At 66.5% G+C, this 24,284-nt stretch carries 23 protein-coding genes and 4 pseudogenes; 11 read left to right on the top strand and 16 right to left on the bottom strand.

Translation table 11 applies throughout. The features are described from left to right. The first annotated feature begins 37 nt into the window (after nt 1–37). Nucleotides 38–640 carry a hypothetical protein gene (locus KME78_RS39485; RefSeq protein ID WP_246652843.1) on the top strand — a complete coding sequence of 201 codons (603 nt, stop codon included), beginning with the start codon at nt 38–40 and terminating at the stop codon, nt 638–640. Nucleotides 641–987: 347 nt separating this feature from the next. Here the strand turns inward: KME78_RS39485 and KME78_RS66550 are convergent, their stop codons facing one another. The 4 genes and pseudogenes from KME78_RS66550 to KME78_RS39465 form a co-directional block, all read right to left on the bottom strand. Then, on the bottom strand, nt 988–1,149 hold the full coding sequence (locus KME78_RS66550) for a site-specific integrase (protein ID WP_219534630.1): 162 nt from the start codon (nt 1,147–1,149) through the stop codon (nt 988–990). 10 nt (nt 1,150–1,159) lie between these two features. After that, the gene (locus tag KME78_RS39475) at nt 1,160–1,594 is read right to left on the bottom strand and encodes a tyrosine-type recombinase/integrase (RefSeq protein WP_219534587.1); all 435 of its coding nucleotides are present in this window, start codon (nt 1,592–1,594) and stop codon (nt 1,160–1,162) included. After that, a complete protein-coding gene (locus KME78_RS39470; RefSeq protein ID WP_219534586.1) occupies nt 1,591–1,776 on the bottom strand; it encodes a helix-turn-helix domain-containing protein in 186 nt (61 codons plus the stop codon). Before KME78_RS39470 ends, KME78_RS39475 begins: the two co-directional genes overlap by 4 nt. Continuing rightward, nucleotides 1,773–2,923, bottom strand: a pseudogene (locus KME78_RS39465) (replication initiator). Before KME78_RS39465 ends, KME78_RS39470 begins: the two are co-directional and overlap by 4 nt. 30 nt (nt 2,924–2,953) lie before the next feature. Between KME78_RS39465 and KME78_RS39460 the strand changes: the two are divergent. Beyond that, the gene (locus tag KME78_RS39460) at nt 2,954–4,921 is read left to right on the top strand and encodes an ABC1 kinase family protein (RefSeq protein ID WP_219534584.1); all 1,968 of its coding nucleotides are present in this window, start codon (nt 2,954–2,956) and stop codon (nt 4,919–4,921) included. Here the strand turns inward: KME78_RS39460 and KME78_RS66545 are convergent. Next, on the bottom strand, nt 4,909–5,031 hold the full coding sequence (locus tag KME78_RS66545) for a hypothetical protein (protein ID WP_281428980.1): 123 nt from the start codon (nt 5,029–5,031) through the stop codon (nt 4,909–4,911). The two genes, KME78_RS39460 and KME78_RS66545, sit on opposite strands and share 13 nt — an antisense overlap. A gap of 1,185 nt (nt 5,032–6,216) precedes the next feature. Here KME78_RS66545 and KME78_RS39455 point away from each other — a divergent pair. Beyond that, a complete protein-coding gene (locus KME78_RS39455; RefSeq protein ID WP_219534582.1) occupies nt 6,217–6,444 on the top strand; it encodes a GntR family transcriptional regulator in 228 nt (75 codons plus the stop codon). A 115-nt stretch (nt 6,445–6,559) separates the two neighbouring features. Continuing rightward, nucleotides 6,560–6,721: pseudogene (locus KME78_RS65100) on the top strand (NUDIX hydrolase); the annotation flags it as partial. Between the two features lie 49 nt (nt 6,722–6,770). Here KME78_RS65100 and KME78_RS68205 read toward each other — a convergent pair. The 10 genes and pseudogenes from KME78_RS68205 to KME78_RS39405 form a co-directional block, all read right to left on the bottom strand. Further along, nucleotides 6,771–6,989, bottom strand: a pseudogene (locus KME78_RS68205) (GNAT family N-acetyltransferase); the annotation flags it as partial. Between the two features lie 7 nt (nt 6,990–6,996). Next, on the bottom strand, nt 6,997–7,614 hold the full coding sequence (locus KME78_RS39445; RefSeq protein WP_219534578.1) for a GNAT family N-acetyltransferase: 618 nt from the start codon (nt 7,612–7,614) through the stop codon (nt 6,997–6,999). A 404-nt stretch (nt 7,615–8,018) separates the two neighbouring features. After that, nucleotides 8,019–9,203, bottom strand: a complete 1,185-nt coding sequence (locus KME78_RS39440) for a TolB-like translocation protein (RefSeq protein ID WP_219534576.1) — start codon at nt 9,201–9,203, stop codon at nt 8,019–8,021. Next, entirely contained in the window at nt 9,200–9,700 is a 501-nt protein-coding gene (locus KME78_RS39435) for a SigE family RNA polymerase sigma factor (protein WP_219534574.1), read from the bottom strand. The genes KME78_RS39440 and KME78_RS39435 overlap by 4 nt, the downstream gene beginning before the upstream one ends. A gap of 85 nt (nt 9,701–9,785) precedes the next feature. Then, nucleotides 9,786–10,001, bottom strand: coding sequence for a hypothetical protein (locus KME78_RS39430; protein WP_219534572.1), 216 nt, complete (start codon nt 9,999–10,001; stop codon nt 9,786–9,788). Between the two features lie 64 nt (nt 10,002–10,065). Next, entirely contained in the window at nt 10,066–10,248 is a 183-nt protein-coding gene (locus KME78_RS39425) for a hypothetical protein (RefSeq protein ID WP_219534570.1), read from the bottom strand. Between the two features lie 358 nt (nt 10,249–10,606). After that, nucleotides 10,607–11,041 carry a tyrosine-type recombinase/integrase gene (locus tag KME78_RS39420; protein WP_372455039.1) on the bottom strand — a complete coding sequence of 145 codons (435 nt, stop codon included), beginning with the start codon at nt 11,039–11,041 and terminating at the stop codon, nt 10,607–10,609. Nucleotides 11,042–11,131: 90 nt separating this feature from the next. Then, the gene (locus KME78_RS39415) at nt 11,132–11,998 is read right to left on the bottom strand and encodes an alpha/beta hydrolase family protein (RefSeq protein WP_219534569.1); all 867 of its coding nucleotides are present in this window, start codon (nt 11,996–11,998) and stop codon (nt 11,132–11,134) included. A 79-nt stretch (nt 11,999–12,077) separates the two neighbouring features. Beyond that, nucleotides 12,078–13,307 carry a kynureninase gene (gene kynU, locus KME78_RS39410; protein ID WP_219534568.1) on the bottom strand — a complete coding sequence of 410 codons (1,230 nt, stop codon included), beginning with the start codon at nt 13,305–13,307 and terminating at the stop codon, nt 12,078–12,080. Beyond that, nucleotides 13,300–14,148: a tryptophan 2,3-dioxygenase family protein gene (locus KME78_RS39405; RefSeq protein WP_219534567.1), complete on the bottom strand. Its 849-nt coding sequence runs from the start codon at nt 14,146–14,148 to the stop codon at nt 13,300–13,302. Before KME78_RS39405 ends, kynU begins: the two co-directional genes overlap by 8 nt. A 142-nt stretch (nt 14,149–14,290) precedes the next feature. Between KME78_RS39405 and KME78_RS39400 the strand changes: the two genes are divergently transcribed. The 5 genes from KME78_RS39400 to KME78_RS39380 all read left to right on the top strand — a co-directional run bounded on the left by KME78_RS39400 (nt 14,291) and on the right by KME78_RS39380 (nt 21,538). Next, nucleotides 14,291–14,689: a DUF6192 family protein gene (locus KME78_RS39400; RefSeq protein ID WP_219534566.1), complete on the top strand. Its 399-nt coding sequence runs from the start codon at nt 14,291–14,293 to the stop codon at nt 14,687–14,689. Between the two features lie 816 nt (nt 14,690–15,505). Next, complete coding sequence (locus KME78_RS39395; protein WP_219534565.1) at nt 15,506–16,069, top strand: hypothetical protein; 564 nt, start codon at nt 15,506–15,508, stop codon at nt 16,067–16,069. A 272-nt stretch (nt 16,070–16,341) separates the two neighbouring features. Beyond that, nucleotides 16,342–18,072: a tachylectin-related carbohydrate-binding protein gene (locus KME78_RS39390; RefSeq protein WP_219534564.1), complete on the top strand. Its 1,731-nt coding sequence runs from the start codon at nt 16,342–16,344 to the stop codon at nt 18,070–18,072. Nucleotides 18,073–18,521: 449 nt separating this feature from the next. Then, a complete protein-coding gene (locus tag KME78_RS39385; RefSeq protein ID WP_219534563.1) occupies nt 18,522–18,935 on the top strand; it encodes a hypothetical protein in 414 nt (137 codons plus the stop codon). Between the two features lie 32 nt (nt 18,936–18,967). Continuing rightward, the gene (locus KME78_RS39380) at nt 18,968–21,538 is read left to right on the top strand and encodes an ATP-binding protein (protein WP_219534562.1); all 2,571 of its coding nucleotides are present in this window, start codon (nt 18,968–18,970) and stop codon (nt 21,536–21,538) included. Here the strand turns inward: KME78_RS39380 and KME78_RS39375 are convergent. Beyond that, the gene (locus tag KME78_RS39375; RefSeq protein WP_246652840.1) at nt 21,535–22,326 is read right to left on the bottom strand and encodes a DUF1963 domain-containing protein; all 792 of its coding nucleotides are present in this window, start codon (nt 22,324–22,326) and stop codon (nt 21,535–21,537) included. The two genes, KME78_RS39380 and KME78_RS39375, sit on opposite strands and share 4 nt — an antisense overlap. Nucleotides 22,327–22,623: 297 nt before the next feature. Between KME78_RS39375 and KME78_RS65095 the strand changes: the two are divergent. Both KME78_RS65095 and KME78_RS39370 read left to right on the top strand, forming a co-directional pair. Continuing rightward, nucleotides 22,624–22,956 (top strand): annotated as a pseudogene (locus KME78_RS65095) (IS30 family transposase); the annotation flags it as partial. Between the two features lie 274 nt (nt 22,957–23,230). Then, a complete protein-coding gene (locus tag KME78_RS39370) occupies nt 23,231–23,833 on the top strand; it encodes a hypothetical protein (protein WP_219534560.1) in 603 nt (200 codons plus the stop codon). The last annotated feature ends 451 nt before the right edge of the window (nt 23,834–24,284 follow it).

Raw genomic sequence — 24,284 nt, 5'->3', positions numbered from 1 at the left:
GCTTGATGTCCCGGTGCTCCGTGATCGGTGCCGGTCCATGGCGGTGCTGGAGGCCATCTTGAGTCCGGAATGGTCCAGCCGCTATCACTCCTTCGACGCGGGCTGGGGCCTTGGAGAGGAGATGGCGGCGATGCGTGACGGTTCGGGAGATGAGTACTCCATTGTCTTCTCTGCGGCGGGTGCGTATGTCCGCGGCTTCGCCCATGAGGCAGTGATGAGCCCGTACGGCGACGACGGGTCGTGGCCGGGGGTGCTCGATTCCGTCCCTGAGGTCTTCCGCCATTGTGTGGAGGAGCCGGCGTTCTGCGATGAGGACGGAATGCCGGTCGTGACTGCCTGTCTATGGCGTGAGGTCGGCGATGGTCGTTGGCGGGTGGGTGAGATTGACTACCCGGACGGAGTGAGTGATCCGGATGGGGCGGCGGGCCTGTTCGGACGGCTCGTCGATCCGTCTCCGGAGGCGTTCCGGCGGTTCGCGGAGGACTACTACGAGGTGCCCGTGGATCTCGATGCGGTGCGGCACGTCTATGCCCTCCGTCCGCTGACGCAGGCGGTGGTCACCGCGCCGAACGCCGATCTTGCCGCGAAGGACCTCGCCGACGCCCTTGCAGCAGCCCGGTATCCGTTCGTTGCCAGCTGACAAGCCGGAAGGACGATGCGGCTCTTCCCTAGCTGCGAATCGTGCAGCAACAGCGAGCGCCGAAGCACGTTGAGCAGAGTGCTGTACAGCAGCGCCATACAGCAACACCGCCATACGCGACCGCGTGCTACCGATCAGCATCCACTGCTTGACCAGGGTGGGACGCCGCTGACAGGGTATCCGCCCTTCCCTACGGATCAGAAGGTTGGGGTTTCGAGTACCTCCGGCCGCACACATGCGTAAGGCCCGCTACCAGGGGTTCCTGGGAGCGGGCCTTAGTGTTTGTCAGGACAATCTCGGGATCTTGCTAACACCTTTGCTAACACGGTGGCTCCCGGGTGGCTCCGCTACTCGCCGATCGCCTGGGCGAAGATGTCCGCCGCCGACGCTTCAGCGGCGCGGATCACGTGAGCGTAGACGCGCAATGTGATCGAGGGGTCGGCGTGGCCGAAGCGGGCCGCGACGACATGGACAGGCACGCCCGCCAGCAGGAGCGTGGTCGCATGGATGTGGCGGAGGTCATTGCCGCCGGGCGTGCGGCAGCCGGGCTTTCGGGTGTACCTCGTTGTGGCGCTTGATCAGAATCGGGAAGAGCGAGCTGACAGTGTCCGGGTGTACTGGTTCACCCCAGCCCGTGGTGAACACGTAGTCGCCTCCCCCTCGCCATTCCGGTCCGACCTTCAGCTTGTCGGCGGCCTGCATCTTGTGCTGGTTAGGAAGTACCTGGATCGTGCCGTCGTCGAAGCTGACGATGCGCTTCCTGCCGCTCTTGGTAGTCCCCTCGATGCGCTCACCGTCGATGAACGAGGCTGAGCCACTGATGACCAGCTGCTTGCCATCGAGGTCCACGTCGGACCAGCGGAGGTGGAGAAGCTCGCCGCGCCGGGCACCTGTGTACGCCGCGACATGGAGAAGGCCCAGAGCCGGCGGTATACCGATGAAGGTCTTGGTCATACGGCGATCTCCTTCCTGGTCAGGCGCGTGATGTAGTCGATGAGGGCGGAGACGGGGATGCGGCGGGAGCCGTCGATGCGGATGGAGTCGCCAGCGCCAGTGGCGAGCAGTTGGTAGAGCTTGCCGCGCGAGACGGCGAGGGCTTGGGCCGCCTCGGGAACGGTGAGGAGTAGCCGGGTCATAGGCGGCTCTCCGCGATCGGCGGGTTCGTTATGGCAGCGGCGATGATTTGATCTCCGAGGCTGTAGCCCTTGCCTGCGAAGGTCCATTCGCTGATCACAAGGACGGTGTCCTCCTCGAAGAGTGGCAGGCGGCCTGTGGTGATCTCGTGGTCGCGGGCGTGCTGCTCACGAGCGGCCCGGAGTTCGCCGAGGGTGGTCGAGTAGCGGCGGGATCGGGTGGAGAAGTGGCCGCGGAAGCCGAGCATGTGGGCCCAGTTGGCGAGGCGGAGGTCGGCCAGGTCCTCGATGGCGGCGAGGCGGAGACATTCGGCGATCAGGCGTTTTGGATGTTCGCGGAGGTTGTAGGCGTCGAGGTTGTCGAGGGGGTTGATGCGGCGGTCGAGGGTGCCGACGCATTCGGCCGCCTTGGTGGCGTACTTGGCGATGTAGCCGGCGACGGCTTGTTGGGTGAGGTCGCCGTTCAGTGTGACGGGACGGATGTCGAGTTGTTTGCCCCATCTGAGGAGGCGGGCGGGTTGGTCGTCGATGGCGGGCACGAGGGCGCTGACGACCTGGGCGGCGTGTTGTACGGCTTGTGTCAGGGCGTCGGTGGTTGCCCAGGGAGGTGGTGACGCGGCGGGGCCATCGGGGCCGTCGAGGCGGATGACGGCGTGGAAGTGGACGACGCCCCGGCGTTGGTATTCGGCGACCTTGGCGAAGGAGACGGTGAGGTGTTCTCGGAGTTCCTTGAGGGTCAGGCCGCCGAGCTTGGCCAGGCGGCGGCGTAGGGAGTCGGCGAAGCGCTTCCACAGCAGTGGCGCCAGGGTGTTGAACAGGACGGAACCGGTGTAGTCGTAGCAGTCTGGGCACAGCGGTTCGCCGAGGTGGGGGTCGTCGGGACTGTGCTTGGCTGTGCAGGACATGGTGCGCCCGTGTGGGCAGGTTTCGGAGTTGCGGCGGGCGTGGCAGGGTAGGGCCTTGCCGTTTGCTCGCGCCGTGTATGGACCGTTCCAAAGCTGGGTGCGGTGAGGGTGACGAACAGCGTGGGATGAGCGGTGACGCTCTCGGGCACGCCCTTGCCGCCGATCAGCCCCGCGCGGATGAGGTGGTAGATCTCGGCGCTGGCCGGGCAGCGGGAGGCGCGGCGGGTCTTGCACGGGAGGCGCAGGACGCCGTCGCCGTGGAATGATCCTCGCCTATGGATCTCGCCACGCAGCTACTTCTTGGCGTCTTCACGCTCCTGACGATCATGGTGCTGGCCACGGCCGCGCAGCGCCTGCTGAACGTCAGGTTCGGCAGGCTGCGCACGTTCCTGGCCGCGCTGGCCGCCTTCGGGCTGGCGCGGCCGGTGCTGGAGCCGATCCTGGGCTCGCTCGGCGGGGTCGACGCGCAGCACCCACCCGCCGCGGCGGCCCTGGGGCTCCTGCTGCTCATCGTCATGTGCGTGGTGCTCATCCCCATGGTGATCCTCGTGCTGGCCGAGGCGCTGGTGCCGCCCGGCTCGGTTCCGGGGCCGCTGGAGCTGATCAGGTCCGTCCGCGGGCGCGTCTCCCGATCCAGGCGCTACTCGCAGATCACCAGGATCGCGATCAGGCACGGCCTCGGCCCCTACCTGCGCGGCCGGGGCGAGCGGCTGGAAGACCGTTCGGGCAAGGTACGGCTGGCCAGGTCGCTGCGCGAGGCGCTCGACGACGGCGGGGTCACGTTCGTCAAGCTTGGCCAGATCCTGTCCACCCGGCGTGACCTGCTGCCCGCCGAGTTCGTCGAGGAACTGGGACGGCTGCAGGACCAGGTCGCCCCGGCGCCCTGGGAGCATATCGAGCCGGTGCTCAGGGCCGAGTTGGGCGGGCCGGTGGAGGAGGTGTTCGCCGAGTTCGGCAGGACGCCGCTGGCCGCCGCCTCCATCGGGCAGGTCCACACCGCCCGCCTGCACACCGGCGAGAGCGTCGTGGTCAAGGTGCGGCGGCCGGGGATCCAGTCGGTCGTCGCGAAGGACCTCGACATCGTCAGGCGGCTGGCGGCCACACTGGAGTCGCGCACCCGCTGGGGCCGCTCGCTCGGCCTGGGCGACCTGGCCGAGGGGTTCGCGACCGCCATCCGCGAGGAGCTCGACTTCCGCGTGGAGGCGGCCAACATGGCGGCCGTCGCGGCCTCCGACGGCGGCGGCGTCATCTACCCCGCCCCGATCAGCGCCATGTGCACCGAACGCGTGCTCGTCATGCGCCGCCTGTCGGGCAGACCGGTCACCACGGCCACACCCGAGCAGGGGCCGCGGCTGGCCCGCGACCTGCTCGACTGCCTGCTCAGGCAGATCCTCGTCGAGGGCGTCTTCCACGCCGACCCGCATCCCGGCAATCTCATGCTGCTCGAGGACGGCACCCTGGGGCTCCTCGACTTCGGCTCCGTCGGCCGGCTCGACGGCTCGGTGCGCTCGGCGCTGCAACGCTTCCTGCTCGCCATGAACCGGCAGGACCCCCTCGGCGTCACCGACGCGCTGCTGGAGGTGGTGCCCAGGCCGGAGGACATCGACGAGGCCGCGTTAGAGCGTGCGCTCGGCCAGTTCATGGCCAGGCATCTGGCGCCCGGCATGGACAGCGTGCAGCTGTTCACCGACCTGTTCAAGATCGTCTCCGCGTACGGGCTGTCGATCCCGCCGGAGGTCGCCGCTGTGTTCCGCGCGCTGGCCACGCTGGAGGGCACGCTCGTACGGCTCTCCCCCGGGTTCGACCTGATCGGCGAGGCGCGCGCGTTCGCGGGCCGTTACCTCGCCGAGCGGGTCGGCCCTGAGACGGTCAGGGAGACCGTCACCCAGGAGCTGGCCGCGCTGCTGCCGATGCTGCGCCGCCTGCCGCGCCGCGTCGAGCGCATCGCGAGCGCCGCGGAGCACGGCAGGTTCACCATGAACGTCCGGCTGCTCGCTGACGACCGCGACCGCAGCTACGTGACGGGCCTGCTCCACCAGGTGCTCCTGACGGTGCTCGGCGCCACGGCCGGGGTGATGGCGGTCATCCTCCTCGGGACGGACGGCGGTCCGCAGGTGCTGTCGAACACCTCGTTGTTCCAGCTCATCGGCTACAACCTGCTGGGGATCTCCGCCATCCTGGTGCTGCGCGTCCTGGCCGTGATCTTCCGCCGCCCGCGCGCCTCGGACGATCACCACTCGTAGCCGAACGGCTCGCGAGGCCGGTAGGGCGCCTCCAGCACGGCCGTTTCGCCGGCGCTGAGCCGGAGCTTCACCGCGGCCAGCGCGTCGCCTAGTAGAGGCCAGTACGACACCGCCAAGATCCGGACGGAATTCGGCGACCCAGGGGATCCAGAGAGTTAAGCCTTCTCGGCCATCCGCCTTTCAATCTCTCGGACCGCAGCGAGGATGCAGGGCGTTGAGGCGGCGATGGAGCGGGACACCAGGTGGCCAGAACCGTACCGCGAGTGAATCTCTGCCAGCCGTTCAGCGACGTCGAGATGCACTCCGTCCGGGCCGGTGGTCATGTCGCAGTACGTCAGCGCCTGGATCAGTGCACAACGGGCTTCGCTTTGTGGGCGCTTCGCGCTTTCGGGGCTCAGGCGTCGCTTCCAGTCGGGCCAAAGCCCCGACCCCTAAAGGGCCTCGCTTCGCTCGGACGCCCTCCCCGGGCAGGCTTCGCCTGCGAGAACCTTGCTTGACCTTGGCCCGCCTATGAATGAACAACAGGTGCCGACCCTCGTTTGGCCGCCTGCCGTTGCGAGGGCCCACAAACGATGTCGCGTACCTACGACCGGATCCGCACGTGCTGTGGGGCGATGCGCTCGACGCGGTGCGGGGCATCTACCGTTGCGACGGGGAGTCAGCACGAGATCACTAGACGACGGGACCTGTTCAAGACGTCCTGCCTCGGCGTGTCATCACCTCGCTTCGCCACGCATGATGCGCTGCCACAGCGTTTCCGCATCACCGACCTTCATCCAAGGACTGTCGACGACGGTCCACGGGGAGACGGACCGGTCATGCCGCCGTATGAATCCCAGTCCGCCGGCCCTGCAGTGCTCGAAGACCAGAGGCAGGCACTCGCAGGTGTGGGCCCGGATGCGGACACGATCCGTGCGCTGCTGGACGGGTGACCATGCCACCGATGTGGCGTCCGGCCGAGGCGAGGTGGGATGCATGCTGTGAAAATCGCCGAACGCAGCCACAGGCTCACCGTCCCTCATAGCGCACGAGTGCCCATGTCGGGCTGGCGACGCCCGAAGAGCACGGTCGATGAATGGGCGTTGGCGAGCGAGCAACCAACTCGAACCGCATGGTGCGCCCGCACGGGGGCGGCCCACCGGAGCGCACAAGCGGAGCCCCACCCGGAGGGGCTCTGAACCTTCCCTCACCAACGCCATGCAGAGAGCCTATATTAACCTGTCCTAACCTGTCTACACCATTGCTAAGCATGGCTGTTATATGCTCGAAGGTCCAGAGATACCTAAAGTCGTCCTATGATCGAGTGGGACCCGAGGCTCTACAAGTGGGAGCAGATAGCAAATGTCGTCGCGGAGCGCATCGAAAGCGGGATCTACCCTTCTCTCACCTTGATCTCCGAGGTGAAGCTTCAGGAGGAGTTCGATGTTGCCCGTGTCACGGTACGGAAGGCCATGGGAGCCCTCAGGGACCGAGGCCTGATCACCACCAAGCCGGGCAAGGGCTCCATAGTCGCGCCGCAGTAGCCATGTCCAGTGTTCGATTCGCCAAGCACGTCTCGCTTGGCGGGGATCATGTGGCCATGGCAACGACAGCGACGAGCCCAAGAACAGGCCCTCAGCCAGAGTAGGCTCCTGGGCCGTGAGCCAGCGGATCGACTACTACGACGACCTGGGCGCGCCTGCCCCTAACAGCCTCGTCCCGTCCGTGAACGTCGTGGTCACCAACGATGCCGGCGAGGTGCTGCTGATCCGACGCTCTGACAACGACAACTGGGCGGTGCCTGGCGAAACCATCGACCTCCGATCTCGGCGCGGCGGTTGGCCGCGTCGATGTGGCACAAACTGGTCACGCCCACCACCTGACCGGTGCCGGAAAGGCACACGGCGAAGGGCTGCATCGTGCCCGCAGACCGCTCGACGATGAATCGCCTGACGGTCTCGCCCATGGTGTCGGGGGTGGGAACGCTCGTGAAGAACAATTCCCAGAGGTTTCCGTCACTGGCCGCCTCGACCAGGCTGTGCACGTGGGACTCGTCCAGCGGCTGCAACTCCACCCCCTGACCACGCATTCCTGCTTCAGCAAGCGCCAAGACACGCCTCCCATATCCCGCGGGTCATCTCGTACTCGACCTCACCCAAGTCCGCTCCCGGCAGCGGGTCAACCCAGGGCGGGAAGTACGTGCGCACGTACCGCATCCCGATGGCCTCCATCACGCCTCGAGACCCGGTGTTCACCGCCATGGTCTGCGCGATCACCCGGTTCTGCCCGACCGTGTCGAAGGCATGCCGCAGCAAGGCGCGGGATGCCTCGCTCGCCAAGCCTTTCCGCCAGCACCGACGGACGAGACGGTAACCCAGGTCTGTGACGGTTGGGTCGTCGGGTTGGTCGGGGCCGTGTGCCGGCGGAAGCATCATGAGCCCGATGAACTCGCCGTCGTCCTCACGTGCTGGCGGCGTCGAGCCACGCGCGCCACCATCAGACCCAAACGCCATCCAATAGCCCAAGCCGTCCACCTTGCATGCCAAGGCCATCCTCCGCGAATGGGATGCGACCACCTCGTCCCTGGATCGCGCCCGGCCGCTGATGTAGCGAAGGACATCCGGATCGGAATCGAGCTGGATTTCCAGCTCGAGATGCCGGTCGGCAAGTGGGACCAGCAGCAGGCGGGCAGTGCGCAAGATCGGTTGAGGCATGCGGCAACGATCGCATGATAGTGCCGGTGGTGCGATCCGATTTGTCGCGGGTCACGAGCACTCATCTGCCGCGAGTCGCGCCCCGGCACGACTCCGAATTGATCATGTCAACCATCAACCGAGGCCGCCGTGTCAAGCATCAGCCGAGGTAGGACAGGGCACGGCTGGCCGACACTGGAGACCTTGATGGCTGGGTAGTCACCTTAACGAGTTGATGGGTCACATCGAGCCACGACGCGCTGCTACCGCGTACGTGTGCGGACTGCTCCCGCCATTCGACCAGACGCTCAAGAACTGCGGCAACACGCCTATCCCCGCCGTTCAGCGAGGCCGTAAGCGGGGCTCGGTCGTCGCTCGTAAGTGAGAGCGCAGGGCTGGCACGGCTTGTCACGCGCCTACAAGATTCAGCGGATCTTGGTGAGGTCGATGATCACATACTGATCTTTCAGCTCATAGGCCACCAGCCCATCGCCAGTGGGCCCCGGTTGGATGCTGCTCCCTTCACCCTTCGCGTTCAAGCGCAGGCCCAGGTCGGCCGATTTGCCGCTGGCCAGGTCGAGCAACGCCTGACCTCCGTGGGGCTGGCCCAGGGGTACGGTCATGAAGCGGTCGTACGCCAGCCCGAGTGTGGAGTCGGGTAGCTCCCGCTCCTGCGAGCTGTCGCGCAGCCGGTAGAAGGGCGACTGGCCGGGTCTCCTGCCGACGCAGGTCAACACTCCGCACCTGACGTTCTGCTCCCCAGGGTGGATGACCGCTTTGCTCGTCTGCCCGGTCTCAACGTTGAGCAGTTCCTCGAAGCTGGGCTCGTTGTCCGGCGTGTACTCGCCCGGAGTCCCCACCCACGGCCAGCGCAGGATGTGATGCCGGTCGGCGCCCGCGACGGGCGTCACGGTCCCGCCCCCGAGGGGAACCGTGAAGACACCGCCTTCGTGCAGCGAGAACGCCAGCTTGTCGCCGACCACGGCCAGCTCATCGCCCCTTCCCTCGACGGCGCGATCGGTGTCGATGGCGGCGGGTTCTCCTCCCGAGACGGGTACGTACCAGAAGCGGGTACGCATGTTTTCGATCGTCTGCCAGACGATTCGGCCCCCGCCGACCACATACCCCGAGGCGTACACCCCCTTCGGCGTGCTGATGTCGGTGATCTTGCGGGTCTGGCCGGTGTCGAGGTCGTACGCGTAGACGGCGTCGGCCTTCTCGAAGCTCTCCCATGTCTCCAGCAGCAGCGTGTGATCGTCGATGAAGGCCCTCGGCTGGAACTTCCGGCCTCCGGGGAGCTTGGCCGGGATCTTCCATACCGCCTCCGGCCAGACCTTTTCGATGGGATCGGGCAGCGTACTGGAGGATGCCGGCGTCTGGGCGGGCCGCACTGCTATCGGAGCGCTGTCGTCGCTCGTGCCGCGCGCCACCAGCCCGATCCCACCCGCGACGATCACCACGGCGACCGCTGCGACCAGCGCTTGCCCACGGGTCCGGCGTCGCCGGGAACGGGCGGCGATCCGCGCGGAGAAGTCGATCGGGGCGTGCGGCGCGCGCTCGGAGGCGCTGCCGATGACCCTGTGCAGGTCGTCTTCCAGCTTCCTGGTCATGTGGAGCTCCTTCTGGCGGGCGTGAGGTGGGCCACTGCGGTACGCAGCTTGCTCATGCCGAGCGAGGCGTGGCTGCGCACCGTCCCTTGGGAGATCTTGAGAATGCCCGCGATCTCCGCGTCGCTGAGCCGCTCGAAGAAGCGCAGAACGATGACGGCGCGCTGCTTGCGCGGCAGTCCTTCGAGCGCCTGCCACAGTTCCTGGTCGGCTTCGGACGGCAGCACCTCCTGAAGGGGCGTATCGAGCAGGGCCCAGGCGAGCTGCTCACGACGACGCCGCCGCCATGCGCTTATATGCAACCTGGCCATGATCACCCTGGTGTAGCTCTCCGGGTCCTCCTTCCTGCGCACCCGCGCCCACGTCCGATGCAGCCTGATCAGCGCCTCCTGGGCCAGGTCGGCCGCATCATGGGGATTGCCGCTAAGCGCGTAGCCGTATCGCAGTAACGCGTCGGCGCGTTTAGCGACGAACTCCGCAAATTGGGAGTCGTCTTCCACTTGACCTTCGCCTTTCCTTCGTCCGTCACAAACCAGACGAACGCGGCGCCCGGATTTGTTGAATCGCTCCTTGTAAAAGTTGGATTCATCCCGCCGCGATGGTCGTACCAGGTGGTGCGTCGGCCGAGCGAGATGAGCGTGGCGTGCGGCCGCCCGGCGGGGGTGCCCTTCTGGCGCGCTTGCGCTCGATGAGGAGCCGCTCGGCCTCCGCCGGGTGGCCGTGCTGGCGGAACACCCTGGCCGCCTGCTCGTACGGACCCGCGTCGAACGGGACCATGCCGTGCAGCCAGACCCTGCGCACCCCGCCAGTCCCAGGAGCCGTTGAACCGGTCGTACACGAAGCCGGCGATCGCCGTGTCCGGCGGCTACCTCGCCGGAGCATCGGCCAGCACGGTGGTGACGGCACCCGTCAGATCCACCGACTCCGGAACGGACGCCCACCGCAGGTGCATGCCACCGCGTACGGTGGCCGATACCGCCGTGATGACGCCAAAGGTGCCGTCCGTGCGGTCGAGCGGTTCGGCCTGAAGACGATCATTGTTCGGCATAAAGCGGACGGCCATCTGCCGCGCTGCTCCCGTCCCTCGGGCCCGGTGGCATCTGCGGTCCGGGGCCCATTTGGCGCAGATTACGAGGGCGGGGCCGTGGGACGGGGGCTGTACAGCAACACGTACAGCAACACCGCCTCACACGATCGCACCCCACCGGCCCGCATCTACTACCTGAGCAGCTCGAGCCGACGCTGATGAGGCTTCTGCCCGTCCCTAGGATCAGAAGGTTGGGGTTTCGAGTACCTCCGGCCGCACACAGCATCAAGGCCCGTTACCAGGGAAATCCTGGAACGGGCCTTCGTGTTTGTCAGGACGATCTCGGGATCTTGCTAACACCGCTGCTAACGAGGGGCGCTCACTCGTTGATCGCCTGGGCGTAGATGTCGGCCGCCGAGGTTTCCGCTGCGCGGATCACGTGGGCATAGACCCGCAGAGTAATCGAGGGGTCTGCGTGGCCGAGACGGGCCGCGACGACGTGTACAGGGACACCCGCCAAGAGCAGGGTCGTGGCGTGGATATGGCGGAGGTCGTGGAGGCGGGCATGAGGTAGTGGGTTCTTCAGGTGGTGGGCGTTGTGGCGCTTGATCAGGATCGGGAAGAGCGAGCTGACGGTGTCCGGGTGGATCGGCTCGCCCCAGCCGGTCGTGAACACGTACGCGCTGGCGCCTCGCCACTCAGGGCCGACCTTCAGCTTGTCCTCTGCCTGCATCTTTCGTTGGTTACGGAGGACCTGGGCCGTCTGCTCGTCGATGCTGACGATGCGCTTGCGGCCGCTCTTGGTGCCCTCGATGCGCTCGCCGTCGATGAAGGCCGCACGTGGAAGAAGGCCATGACACCGCCATCCGCGCGGTCCAGTCGCGCGTCGTGGCAGGCCCCCGGGTCAGAGGTGGTTCAGCAGGCGGGTGATCTCCTCTGCGACCAGGGCGCAGGCGTCCGCTGCAGGATCGATCAACGGGAAGTGGCCGGCATCGTCCACCAGCGTCAGGCGCACTGTCTGGCCTGCCTTGGCGGCCGCGTGCACGAAGGATTCAGCGACCTCGGCCGGTACGACGACGTCGGTACGGCCCTGGACGAGGGCGGTGGGGACGCCGGTGGGCAGCAGCGCCGCGGGATCGGCGGACAGGCGTCGCTCCTCGAACCGCTCGGGCCCGCCGAGGAACTGGAGCGCGGCGCCGGAGCACACGGCGAGCTCACGCGCCTTGGTCAGGTCAGCGATCGGCGCGAGCGCTACGACGCCCACGACGGACGGTTCGGGGCGCCGCCAGGGCGACTCCTCCGGCAGCACGTGCCGGGCCGCGGCCCACAGAGCGAGCTGCCCGCCCGCCGAATGCCCGATCACGACCGTGCGGCGCGAGTCCGCCTGGGGGAGCACGTCCGTCACAAGGCCCGGCAGCGCGTCGATGGCGGCGGCCACATCGTCCAAGGTCTCCGGCCAGCGTCCCGCCGCACCCGGCTCCGCGCCGCCCCGGCGGTACTCGACCGAGGCGACCGCGAAGGCCCGGCGCGCGAGGAAGGTCGCGAGGGGAGAGATGTGCCGCCTGTCGTACGCGGCACGCCAGGCGCCGCCGTGCAGGACGATGACCAGAGGCGCCTTCGCCTCGATACCGGCGCGGGGCGCGTAGAAATCGATGACCTGATCGGGGTGTTCGCCGTAGGAGGCGGTGACGTCCGGCTCCACGGCGGGGTGAGAGAAGGCCGACTCCTTCTCGACGGCATCCCGCGCGACGGCGTCCGCGTCCGCGGACACCGCTCGCGCTCCCGCTCCCGTTCCGGCCATATGGTGTGATCTTTCCCTTCGCCTCGTTCCAAAAGCACTGGTAAGGCGGTCAAGGGGATGAAATTACCTCCGCCAGGATCCGCGCCGCCCGCTCCACATCGGCGAACGACACATAGAGCGGTGTGAAGCCGAAGCGCAGCACATCCGGATGCCGGAAGTCGCCGACGACCCCTCGGGCGATCAGCGAACCCATCACCTCGCCCGCGTCGGCACAGCGCAGTGCGACCTGGCTGCCCCGCTCGGCGTGCCGGTCCGGGGTGATCGACTCGACTCGTCCAACGGGCAGGTACGCCGCGACGCACTCCAGGAAGAAGTCGGTCAGGGCCAGGCTCTTCTCCCGTACCGCCTCGACCGACACTCCGTCCCACACCTCGAGTGCCGCCTCCAGGGCGAGCATCGAGAGGATGTCGGGGGTGCCCACCCGGCCCCGCGGCGCACCGTCCGCGGCCTCGTACCGCGGTGACATGCCGAAGGGATCGCGGTGAGAGTTCCACCCGGGCAGCGGTGAGTCGAAGCGGGCCTGCAGGTCCCGCCGTACATAGAGATAGGCAGGCGAGCCGGGGCCTCCGTTCAGGTACTTGTAGGTGCAGCCGACCGCGAGGTCGACGCCGTACGCGTCGAGCCCGACCGGCAGCGCGCCTGCGCTGTGGCACAGGTCCCACACCACCAGGGCCCCCTCGGCGTGCGCGGCGGCCGTCACACCCGGTAGATCGTGGAGCCGCCCGCTGCGGTAGTCGACGTGGTTGACCAGCGCGACGGCGGTGCGTGGACCGAGCACGCTGCGCAGTTCCGACGGGTCGACGGCGACCAGGCGGCGGCCCGTCATCCGTGCGGCGGACTCGGCGATGTAGCCGTCCGTGGGGAACGTCGTCGCGTCGACAACGATCTCGTCCCGTTCCGCAGCGGACATCCGCACCGCGCCCACCAGCGCCTTGAAGACGTTCACGCTGGTGGAGTCGCCGACGACGACCTGGCCGGGTGCCGCGCCGATCAGCGGGGCGATACGGTCACCGATCCGTTCCGGTGCGGTCCACCACCCGGACTCCGTCCAGGACCTGATGCGTAGCCGTCCCCACTCCCTGGCCACCACGTCGGCCACCCGGCCCGGCACGGTGGCCGGCAGCGCGCCCAGCGAGTTCCCGTCCAGGTAGACGGTGTCGTCGTCGAGGACGAACTCGGCGCGCTTGGTACGCAGCGCGTCCAGCTCGTCGAGCTTGGACGCCTTCTCCGCAAGATCCGAAAAGTTCACGAGATTCGACGGCTGGGTGGGATCAGACATGGCTGCGCGCCGTCCACAGCTCGGGGAACACGTTCTTCACGGCCCGCTTCTCCAGCCAGGCCACGCCCGCCGAGCCTCCGGTTCCGGTCTTGGCGCCCATCGCGCGCCGGGTCGCCACGAGATGGTCGTTACGCCAGCGCCACACCAGCTCGCCGACGTCGGTCAGCGCCTCGCCGAGCCGTGCCAGGTCGGCGTCCCGATCACCGGAGTAGATCTCCGTCCACACCGCCTCGACCTCAGCGGAGGGCTCGTACCGTTGCGACAGATCCCTTTCCAGGACGGCCCGCGGTACGGCGTGACCGCGCCGTGCAAGGAATCCCAGCACCTCGTCGTACAGGCCAGGCTGGTGCAGTGCCTTCTCGAGTTCCGCGTGGACGCGCGGCGCGCCCCGGTGCGGCACCAGCATGGACGACGACTTCTCGCCGAGCAGGAACTCCAGCCGCCGGTACATCGCCGACTGGAAACCGGAGCCTTCGCCGAGCGCGGCTCGGTACGCGTTGAACTCAGTGGGCGTGAGCTGCGACAGCGGCCGCCAGGAGGCGTTCAGCGCCTCCAGTTCGCGCACGCTGCGCTTGAGTGCGTCCAGCGCGACGGGGAGTCGGTCCTCGCGCAGTGCGCGGCCGGCGGTCTCCCACTCATGGACGATCACGGTGAACCACAGCTCCATAACCTGGGTGGTGACCAGGAACACCATCTCTCCGGGATCGTCGGAGAGGGGGTGCTGGAGGTGGGTGAGGACGTCCGCGCGGACGTAGTCCTCATACGGGGTCGTGCCCGCGAAGTCGAGGTTCGGCGACTCCGAACCGATACCGGCTTCTCGGGACTCGGGGCGATGAGGCATCGCTGTCTCCTCGAGGCGTGCTGCCAGGTAGCGGTCCGCTCCCTTCCTCTCGGCACTGGAGCCCCGGTCCCCTCGGGCCCGCCGGTCTTGGTGCGGCGTTGAGCCCACCTGGCATGATGCGGGATTGTGTCCGATATGGCAAGTGCTGCCCAGTTTGCGGGACTCGGCGGTGGCCCTCCACTTCTCGGACGCGACCCAGCCTGCCCAGCGCAGCGCGAGCCGCACGTGTCCTGCGTTAACCGGCGGCCTCGCGTGCCTCATCCTGGACGCGTTGACGGTGCCGGAGCGCAACCGGGCGTTGGTCGAGCATGCTCAGCAGGCTGGCCAGGAGGTACGGCGGCGTACGCCCGCCCTGCCCCGCATCGAGCGCAGCCGCGACTTCCTCGACCTCGTCGGGGCGTGCTTCCTGTTCGTGGCCTCGGTGGGCCGGGTACCACCCGGCCTTCGCGACCATTGGTTCACCGAAGACGAGCCTGCCGCGGTGGCGCGCGTCCGGGCGACCGCTCACTGGCTGGAGGCGGCCATCGAATCGGGGACGTGAGCCTGGCCCGGTTGCTGCGCGGCGAGTAGCACCATGCCCTCCAGGGGCTTGGCGGCCAACGTCTGCGGGGAGCAGGTGCGTCTGACTCTATCGAGCTCCTGTCAGCGACGAAATGTCCTATGAATGTCCTGCTGGTTACCTGGCGCCAAGCCTTCTTGGACATTAGCGTGAATGACACGCGGGTGAATAAATTGTCGGCACCTCCAAAAATGCGTCTGTCTTCAATCGCGTGGAACCGAATTGGTGGTCGCTTCTCTGCTGGGCAAGTAGTGGTCGCCTATACCGGTTCCGTGCTTGACGTAGTCGGCTGTATGACGATGAAATGACGAAAGGAAGCGGAGAAATGAAGCCAAACGTCACCGCAAGAATTGCCATTACCGCGATCGGCGGCCTCGCGGCTCTACTGCTCTCCGTCAGTCCTGTACAGGCCAAGGAGACGGCAGGTCACTGGTACGGCCCCTACTCCACCAAGGGAATATGCGAATACTGGAGGAACGGTGTGCAGGCAGGTGGGACACAGACCCATCCCTGCTTCGATGACCAGGGCTGGTACTTCTGGGCAGCGTCCTGAACGGCTGGAACGGCTGGAACAGCGCCGAAGCACGTTGGCAGAGTGCTGTGCAGCAGCGCCGTACAGCAACACCGCCATACGCGACCGCGTGCCATTGATCAGCATCCACTGCTTGACCAAGGCGGGACGCCGCTGACGGGGCATCCGCCCTTCCTACGGATCAGAAGGTTGGGGTTTCGAGTAATTCCGGCCGAACACAGCATCAAGGCCCGTTATCAGGGAAAGCCTGGAACGGGCCTTCGTGTTTGTCAGGACAATCTCGGGATCTTGCTGCGTTAAGCCTCGTCTACGTCAAGGCCGACCAGCACGAACAGCCGTGGCTGCAGTTCTACAGCGACGGCTCCGTCACCAACTACGTCGAACGCGACGGCCGCGGCACCCCACTCGGCCTGGTCAACTCCTCAGGCTCCTACGCCTACGTCCTGGACGGTCTCGGCTCGGTGACCGTGGTCGTCGACGCGGCGGGCACCGTCGTGGCCGCCCACTCCTACGACGCCTACGGCCAGACCGTCGCCGCGACCGGCAGTGTCCTCGGCACCAACCTGCCGCGCTACACCGGCGGCCTCAACATGACCCCCGACATCTCACCCGTCAAGCTGGGCCAGCGCTGGTACAGCACGGCCATCGGCCGCTTCACCCAGCAGGACTTGCTGACCTTCCTCGGCGACACCAAACTCGGTGAGCGCCGGAACCTCCGTGGCCATCGGTGCGGGGGTGGCGGTGAGCCTTTGGGGGCTGGAGCAGCCCACCTGCTGACCGGCTGCCCGCTCCGTCCCGGGGTGGCTCGTACTCGGCGAGTCACCCCGTAAAACCGGTCGGCGGGAGAGGCCGTCACGGTGACCGCCGCCACGAGGACGAGCATGGGCAATAACGTCCCGAAAGACATGTGATCACAATTGCCTAGCAAACGGACGTCCGAATTTCCTGCCCGCAAGTCCGCGCGGTGATCAAACGAGCATCAGGTGCGCCTTGTGCGGCTGCCGCAGCGCGGTCTGCGAGGTCTAATCGCCCTGGGAGGAATGAGATCATTTCCCTACGATCGGTCCGGCGGCGTCGACGCGTTCGAAAGAAGGTTGCAGACATGCTCCGTACCCACCTGGCCGTCCTGACCGCCGGAATCGTCGGAGCGTCCCTGCTGTTCACGGTCAGTCCGCGACCGGCCGTGGCCGCCTCCGCCCTGACCTGCTCGGCGGTCGTGCCGGTGTACGGCATCAATGGTGAGGGCAAACTGCGCTGGTACGGCCACCGCGCCGGCGCCTCCGGCGAGAATTCCTGGGCCGCCGGCAGCGGCAACGAGATCGGCTACGGCTGGAACACGCTGACCAAGGTGTTCTCCGGCGGCAACGGCGTGATCTACGCGGTCGACGGCGAGGGTGGCCTGAAGTGGTACCGCCACCTTTCGCCGGCGACTGGAGAGCGCGGCTGGGCTCCCGGTGAGGGCACGGTCATCGGTCGTGGCTGGGGCGACTTTGTGGACATCGTGTCGGCTGGCTCCGGGGTCATCTACGCCCTCGACAAAGCCGGAGACCTGCACTGGTACCGCCATCTTTCACCGATGACCGGCGAGGCCCAGTGGGCGCCGGGCAGCGGCAAGGTCATCCGTTCGGGCTGGACGGCGATCACCACGCTGATGACCGGGCGCGACGGCACGCTGTACGGCGTCAACACCAAGGGGCACGTCCGCTGGTACGACCACACCGACCCGGTCGCGGGCGGCACCGCCTTCGGCACGGGCACGGGGCTGGTGGCCGGCGAGGGCTGGGAGGATTACCGCAGCCCGTCCGGCGCCGGAGCGGGAGTCATCTACGCGCTCGACGCGTCCGGCCGGATGTGGTGGCAGCGCCATGCCGACCCCCTGGCCGGGGCACCGGTCTGGCAGGACCGCCACCCCCTGAAGACAGGGTTCGCCTCCTTCACCGCCCTGTTCGCCGACGCCACCGCCTGTTCGCCGGGCCAGTCCTTCACCGGTTACGCCCCCGGCAAAGCCGGCCAGAACCTCTACTACAGCCAAGGCCGGGTCGGCGCTCTCCTGACGGAAGGCGCGCGAACCGCCGTCACCTTTGGCGAGCAGCGTAAGTTCGCCGAGACGACGACCGAGGCGACCGTCTCAACCCGGGCCTGGGTCCGCCTGCTGCCCGGCCCGTGGTCGCCCTCGGCGCCGTGGGCAGCCTCATGGCCGGCGGCCAACATCACCAGGACCGACGAGGATCTGCTGGAAATCGCCACGCAGTACCTCGCGGACGCTCCCGCCCAGGTCCGCGATGGCCTGCGCTACGCGGGCGACGCTCACTACGGGCCCTTACTCCCGGACGGCACCCGGGAAGAGGGCTCCGACTTCAACGACTACCTCGGCCTCTCCTGGACCTATGACGACAAGATCGACCCTCCGGAAGCCCGCCAGAAGGAATCGCTGGACTGTTCCGGTTTCGTCAGAATGGTCTTCGGCTACCGCGGTGGCTACCCCTTGGGCATCGGCGACACGCTGAGCAAGTCCGCCCTCCCCCGCCGAGCCGTGCAAATGGCCGACGAGAACGCCCCGGGGATCACGGTGATCGACGGTGGCACGGCCAAACCCACGTCCTACGCTGACCTGCAGACGGGCGACCTGCTGTTCTGGGACGCCAGCACGGACGATGGCACAGCCCTCGACCACGTCGGCATGTATCTGGGAATCGACTCCACCGGCAAACACCGGTTCATCTCCAGCCGCAAAACGGTCGACGGTCCCACGCTGGGCGACGAAGGCGGCTCCTCGACCCTCGACAGCGCCACCCTCTACGACCGCTCATGGCGCAAGGCCAAGCGCGCCTGACCTCAGCCCGAGATGCCCGGCGCCGCGGCCTCCGGTCTCCAGCAGCCGGCTAACAGCAGAAACGTGGGTAGTTCTGCAGGCCGCCGAGTATTTGATCATTGCCGTCATCGAGCGGATCCCCGGGCTCGAATCGTACGTGTACGAAGACCAGAGGGCGGCGTACCGGGACTTCGTCAAGACGTACGCGGACAACGAGGCGCTCGTCTCGGCCACCAGGGTGTCGGACATGCCCGAGTCGTCGGCTGAGGCGGATGCCGGGGGTGAGCCAGGCGTACGACCAGGGGTGCCTGTTCCGGAAGGCGAGACTGTTGTCGGAATACGGGTCGGAGAAACTCTTCCCCGTGTCCGAGGGCTGCGGGTAATAGCGGCGGTACAAGCGATTTCTGGAGTACTGGAGAGGTAGGTGCCTACAGTGGCTCTCTCGGGGTTTGTCCACGAAGGGGTGTTGGATGGATCCGATCGTGCTAGCAGCGGCGACGGCCTTGGTGGGCGCGATGGCCACCGATGCGTGGCAGCAAACCCGTACCGCAGTGATGGCCTGGTGGCGCAAGGTACACCCGGAACGGGCCGAAACCGTGCAAGCTGAGCTAGAAGCGACTCAGAGCCAAATGCTTGCTGCACGCGAGCGGGGAGATATTCAGACCGAGGAGGCCTTGGCCGGGGTCTGGCGCCTACGCCTGCAGCAGATGCTCGATGAGGACCCGGCCATCGGCCCAGAACTCCAGCGCCTGTTGGATGAGCATTTGACTCCTGCATTGTCCTCCAGCGAACTGTCCCGTATGAGACAGATCATCACCGCCCATGCTCACGACCAGTCGCGGCAGTTCATCGCCGGCCGAGACCAGCGCATCACCGGACTGTGAGCAAGCAGCGCGGTAGGCCGGAGCCTGCCCAGGTGCACATCGAAGCAGTCGCCGAGGGTCGAGCCCGACAGATGATTGCTGGCCGAGATCAGACGATCTACACGGGTCCGGTACCGGCTCCTGCAGCGACGATGTATACACTGCCTCGCGATGTGGCGACCTTTACCGGCCGTGACGCTGAGTTGCAATGGCTCATCGCCGCCGCAACGAGAGCGTCTGACCTGGTGGCGGTCTATGCCATTGATGGCATGCCGGGAGTGGGGAAGACAGCACTGGTCAATCGTGCCGCGCATTTGCTCGCTGAGTTTTTCCCGGACGGGCAGCTATTCGTCAACTTGCATGCCCACACCCCGGGTCGGCGGCCCGCGGATCCCCATGACGTGCTCGCTGATTTGCTGGCCTGCACCGGTATGCCTCCGTGTGAGATCCCTGAAAGCACTGAGGGGCGGGCGCAGCGGTGGCGCGGACGGTTAGCCGGTAAGAAGGTGCTGCTGATCTTGGATGACGCGGCCGAACATGCTCAGGTGGAACCACTGTTGCCCGGGGCGGCAGGGTGCTTGGTGCTGGTTACTAGCCGTCGACGTCTAATCGCATTCGACGGTGCTGAGTCGCTCGCCCTGGCCACGCTCCCGCCCGTTCAGGCGTTTGAGCTCTTTACTCGCATTGCCCACCGTACGCCTGTAGGGCCCGAGAACGATGCCGTCGCCGATGTGGCGGAACGATGCGGCCACTTGCCGTTAGCTATCGCGCTGCTCGCTGGCCGTCTGGCCCACCACCCCACGTGGGACATCGTCGCCTTCGCTGACGTCTTCGCCACTGCTCAGGATCGGTTGGGGGAACTCGAAGCAGGCGACCGTGCGGTGACTGCCGCCTTCGACCTGTCTTACCGCGCCTTGTCCTCGGATCAGCAGCGCCTTTTTCGGCGATTAGGCCTGCACCCCGGCTCCGACTTCGACGCGTATGCCGCTGCAGCCCTCGACGGCATCTCTCTCACCCAGGCTCGCCGCCATCTCCACGCGTTGTATGCCGACCATCTCATTGACGAACCTGCGCTCGGTCGTCACCGAATGCACGATCTTGTACGTGTCTACGCTCAGAGCCTTGCACGCCAGGATCCACCTGACGAACGCGATTGCGGCCTCGCCCGCTTATGGACCCACTATCAAAACACCGCCGAGACCGCCGACCGACTCATCAACAACCGCCGCGTCGATAACACCGTCCCGGTCGTGACGTCTAACGTCACGCCGAACTTGGTCAATCGGGATGAGGCGCTGACCTGGCTGCGTACTGAACGGTCTAACCTTCTCGCCTGCGCCAACTATTGTGCCATCGTCGGCCAAGACTTCCGTGTCATTCGTCTGGCTGGGGCCGTAGCTTCTTTTCTCTCTCAGGAAGGCCCCTGGGACCAGGCTGCTGCTCTCCATGAGGCGGCTGTCTCTGCAGCTCATCACGCCGGTGACCGTCTTGCCCAGGCCGATGCCCTGCAGAATTTGGCTGGAATTCAATTCAAATTGGGTGCCTACTCCGTAGCGGAAGAACTCGCAGAGCAGGCTCTGACCCTGTGTCGCTCCCTTGGGAACCGGCACCGCGAAGCCATGGCTCTGCTGACCCTCAGCCGAGCGCGGCGTTTGACTGGGAACTACAAGGCGGCGGCTGGCCTGGCGGAGCAGGCTCTGGTCTTGAACCGCTCCCTTGGGAACCGGCACGGCGAGGCTGCGGCCCTACGGGCTCAAGGTTTGATCCGGCGCATAGCATATGGAGAATATGAGGCAGCCGCTGCTCTGGCGGAGCAGGCCCTGGCGTTGTACCGGGCTCTGGGCGACCCCCTCAGCGAAGCCGGCACGCTATCGGATCTGCGGGTGATGCGGCAGCTACTCGGCGAGTACTCAACGGCAGCCGATCTGGCAGAGCAGACGCTCGTGCTATATCGCGCGCTCGACAATCGGGCTGGCGAAGCCGATGCGCTAAGGGGTTTGAGCCTGGTACGGGGTCTTTCAGGTAAATACCTGGAGGCGGTTGACCTGGCGGAGCAGGCTCTGGTCTTGTATCGCTCCCTTGGGAACCGTCACGGCGAAGCCGAAGCCCTGCAGGCTCTGGGCCGAGTTCGGGTCATGACCGGGAAGTTTCAAGAGGCGGCTGATCTGGCACGGCAGGCCCGGGTGATCTACCAAGCCCTCGATTTCGGTCACGGTGAAGCCAACGCGCTCCGGCTTCTGGGCCAGGCGCGACATCTGTCCGGGGAGTACTCAGCAGCAGCTGACCTATTGGAGCAGTCCCGGGCGCTGTTCCGGCATTTTGGCGATGATCACGGTCAGGCTGAAGTGTTGACTTGTATAGGTGCTCTTCTACTCGACTCCGCTGAAATGCCGAAAGCTCTTGCCGCATACAGGCAGGCTTTGCAGTTGGCGCGCAAGGTGCACAGCCCTCTGGATGAGGCGCAGGCGCTCGAAGGAGCTGCCCGATGCCAAATAGACGCCGGCCGACGCCATGCTGCCATCATTGATCTCAGTGCAGCATTAGCCATCTATCAACATATAGGGGCGGCCGAGGCCGCATCAGTAAAAGTTTATCTCTCGGCTCTCCAAGAAAGTTTCCTCTAACCAACGTCCAACGCGACGAATGCCTGTGAGTAGTCGCCGTCGCGAAGCGCCTGCCTCGGGATGAGGAAGTTCAGCGAACCTCCCTTGGGAAATTCCCACTCGCCGAGGTTGCTGGAGAGGTGGAGAAGGTGGGTGTACTCCCCCCGCAGATCCGGGAGCGGGTCGCCCGGCGCTATCCACAGCGGCCAGCCGAAGGCTTGGTCGACATCGATCGCCCCCGGGTAATACCCGCCCGGGGAGTCATCTCCGGCGAACAGGCTGGTCACCGACTCCTCTGGGTCGCAGATGCTTGTGAGGTCGGGGCCCGGGTCGAGCCCGAAGCCCTCGATGAGATCCTCCAGCGCTCCGCCCCACCACATGTCGGGGAGCGACAGGCCAGGTTTGGCGTGCAGCGGGACGGTTGCGAAGGCCTGATCGTTGGGCGACCTGAGCTCAACGGCACTGGCCGGGTCGGCAGGGATGACCCGACAGTTCTCGAAATCATCGAGGAAGAAGTTGAGCAGTCCAGGCCGAACGGGCAGCTCGTCCCCGAGCCACGGGGCGAGTTCGTCGGTGTCGAGCACGGCGTACAGGCTGAGTGGCAGTTCATCGCTGTATGGCCACGGCGTTCCCGGGTCCAGGAGGGCCGCGCCGCCCAGGCGGCTGCGTCCCGCCGCCGGACGGGACTCGCCGGCCGGGCTGAGACCAAATCCCGGTCTGGCCAGCGCGGCCAACTGAGATCCCAAGTGCTCCCCGAGGAACTCGACGCAGACCGAACGAATGTACGCGGCTTCCGACTGGTGATCCATTCGCCCGATCCCATCACACCCCCGACAGACCCGGCCACGGCGCCCGCAGCGTCGTCTCATCCATCCCCTGAGGGCGAAGAACATGATCGAGCGGTCAGCACCCGCCCCTTAGGTGGGCCAGCGCTCGCTGCCGAAACCAGTGCGGCAAGAGGCGACCGCAGGAGGTATCGAGAGAGGTGAGGAAGGGGCGGGCAGCGGCTTCTACCAGGGATGACGCTTGAGACGGAATTGTGTCCACGGGAGTGGTGGACAAGTTTGGCCTGGTCACAGGCGTGGTGTCGTGAAATGACGACGGCTGTCCTGCTGGACACCATCGCGACGCTCCCCGCCCATCTCAAGCGCTCCCTCACCTGGATCAGGGCAGCGAGATAGGCCGCCACCACGAGTTCTCCATCGCTGCGGATATGCCGGTCTACTTCTGCGATCCGGCCAGCCGTGGCAGCGTGGCTCCAACGAGAACACCAATGGCCTGTTCCGCCGGTGCTTCCCATGGGGCACGAATTCCACACTCGAGAGCAACTCGACGCCGTCGCTGCTGGATTGAACGCCAGACCACGCAAAACGCTCGACTGGGACACCTCAGCCGAGCGTCTCGCCATGCTGCTCACCGCCAGTAACCAGGCTCGTTGATCACATCGGTGAAGGGCGGCAACGTCCACGGAAGTTCGGAGTACGGCGTCGTGACACCACGCCTGAACCGCGCGCCGAAGCTGATCGTTTTAGGGACATGAGATGGAGTTGGGTCGTCGCCCTGGTGTTGATGCTTGTGGCGTGTAGCAGCACAGGAGTTCAAAAGACCGGGACCATGCCGAGGCTGGAGCAGACTGGCCGGCCAGTCCCTGAGCCAGCCTCAGCCGGACCCGCGCAGCGCCTTGTCGCCGAATGGCTGCGGGTGGGTGGTTTGATGGCTCACGGCCTCGCAGCCGTGCGCCCTCCGATGCTGGCGGTCTACGCCGACGGCCGGGCCATCGCCGACGCCGCGCACGAGCTGCGCCTTCCACCTGCCGAGGTCAAAACCCTGGTCGAGGCCCTCAATCATGACCTGGCAGGGCAACCCGCCACTGCCTCGCCCCGGCCGGGATCGCCGAGGATATATGACGTGCCCACCACGGTCCTCGGCGTCGACAGCGGCAGCGGGATGCGCGAGGTGCACGTTCCATCTCTGGAACATGCCGCAGCCAGCTATGACGCCGCGCTCGTCACCGCCCGCGACCGCCTCGCCCGCTTGGCCGACCGCGTGACCGCACAGGGCGGGAACTACTCCACCGACCGTGTACGACTGTCCAGCGAGCAGATCGCGGTTCCTGCGACGCCCGCCAAGCCCTTGCCGGAGGGCGTCCCTCTGCCACCCGAGACGCAGGCGCGCTCAGGAAGCAAGGACTACAAGGGCAACAAGGCGCGCACGATCGCCCGGTTGATACCAGGTGACGGATCATGGCACGTCTATCGCATGCCAACCGGCGAGCACGGCGCGCTCTCGTGGCGTTATCTGCTGCCCCACGAGTAAGGCTCCGTTACAAACGCGCAGGTGAGCTCTTGCGGGTGCGGTCGGACTCAGTGCGCTGCAGTAGTCGGGCATTCATCGCCAACGTCGCGGTCAGCTGGACCAGTCCCTGGCTCCCGGCCGGCTACAAGCGGAACTTCTGGAATGCCGCCTAGCCGGCGACTGTCGTGTTGACCTGTTGCCGGAGCCGCCGCCGGTGTCGGGCGCCGGCGACCAGAGATCGTCGAATGAGAGGCACTTACTGGACCGCGGAGACGCATACGAATATTGCCGAATACGCGAGACTCGGCGAGCAGCGCACCAAGCAAGTGAATGATCGCACGTCCGGGGCGGAGGTGATCTGCAGAACTGCGCGTCCAACTTCAACGTGGTGGCAACGTGGGATTTCGAGACGCGACGCCATGCCACGGCCGGGCACTGCGCCAACGGCGCGTCGACGCGGACGTACTGTAAC

The sequence above is a fragment of the Nonomuraea guangzhouensis genome (assembly GCF_019396345.1).
Taxonomy (GTDB): domain Bacteria; phylum Actinomycetota; class Actinomycetes; order Streptosporangiales; family Streptosporangiaceae; genus Nonomuraea; species Nonomuraea guangzhouensis.
Note: the sequence above shows the minus strand (reverse complement) of the source record. Positions and strands in the feature narration are given on the sequence as shown.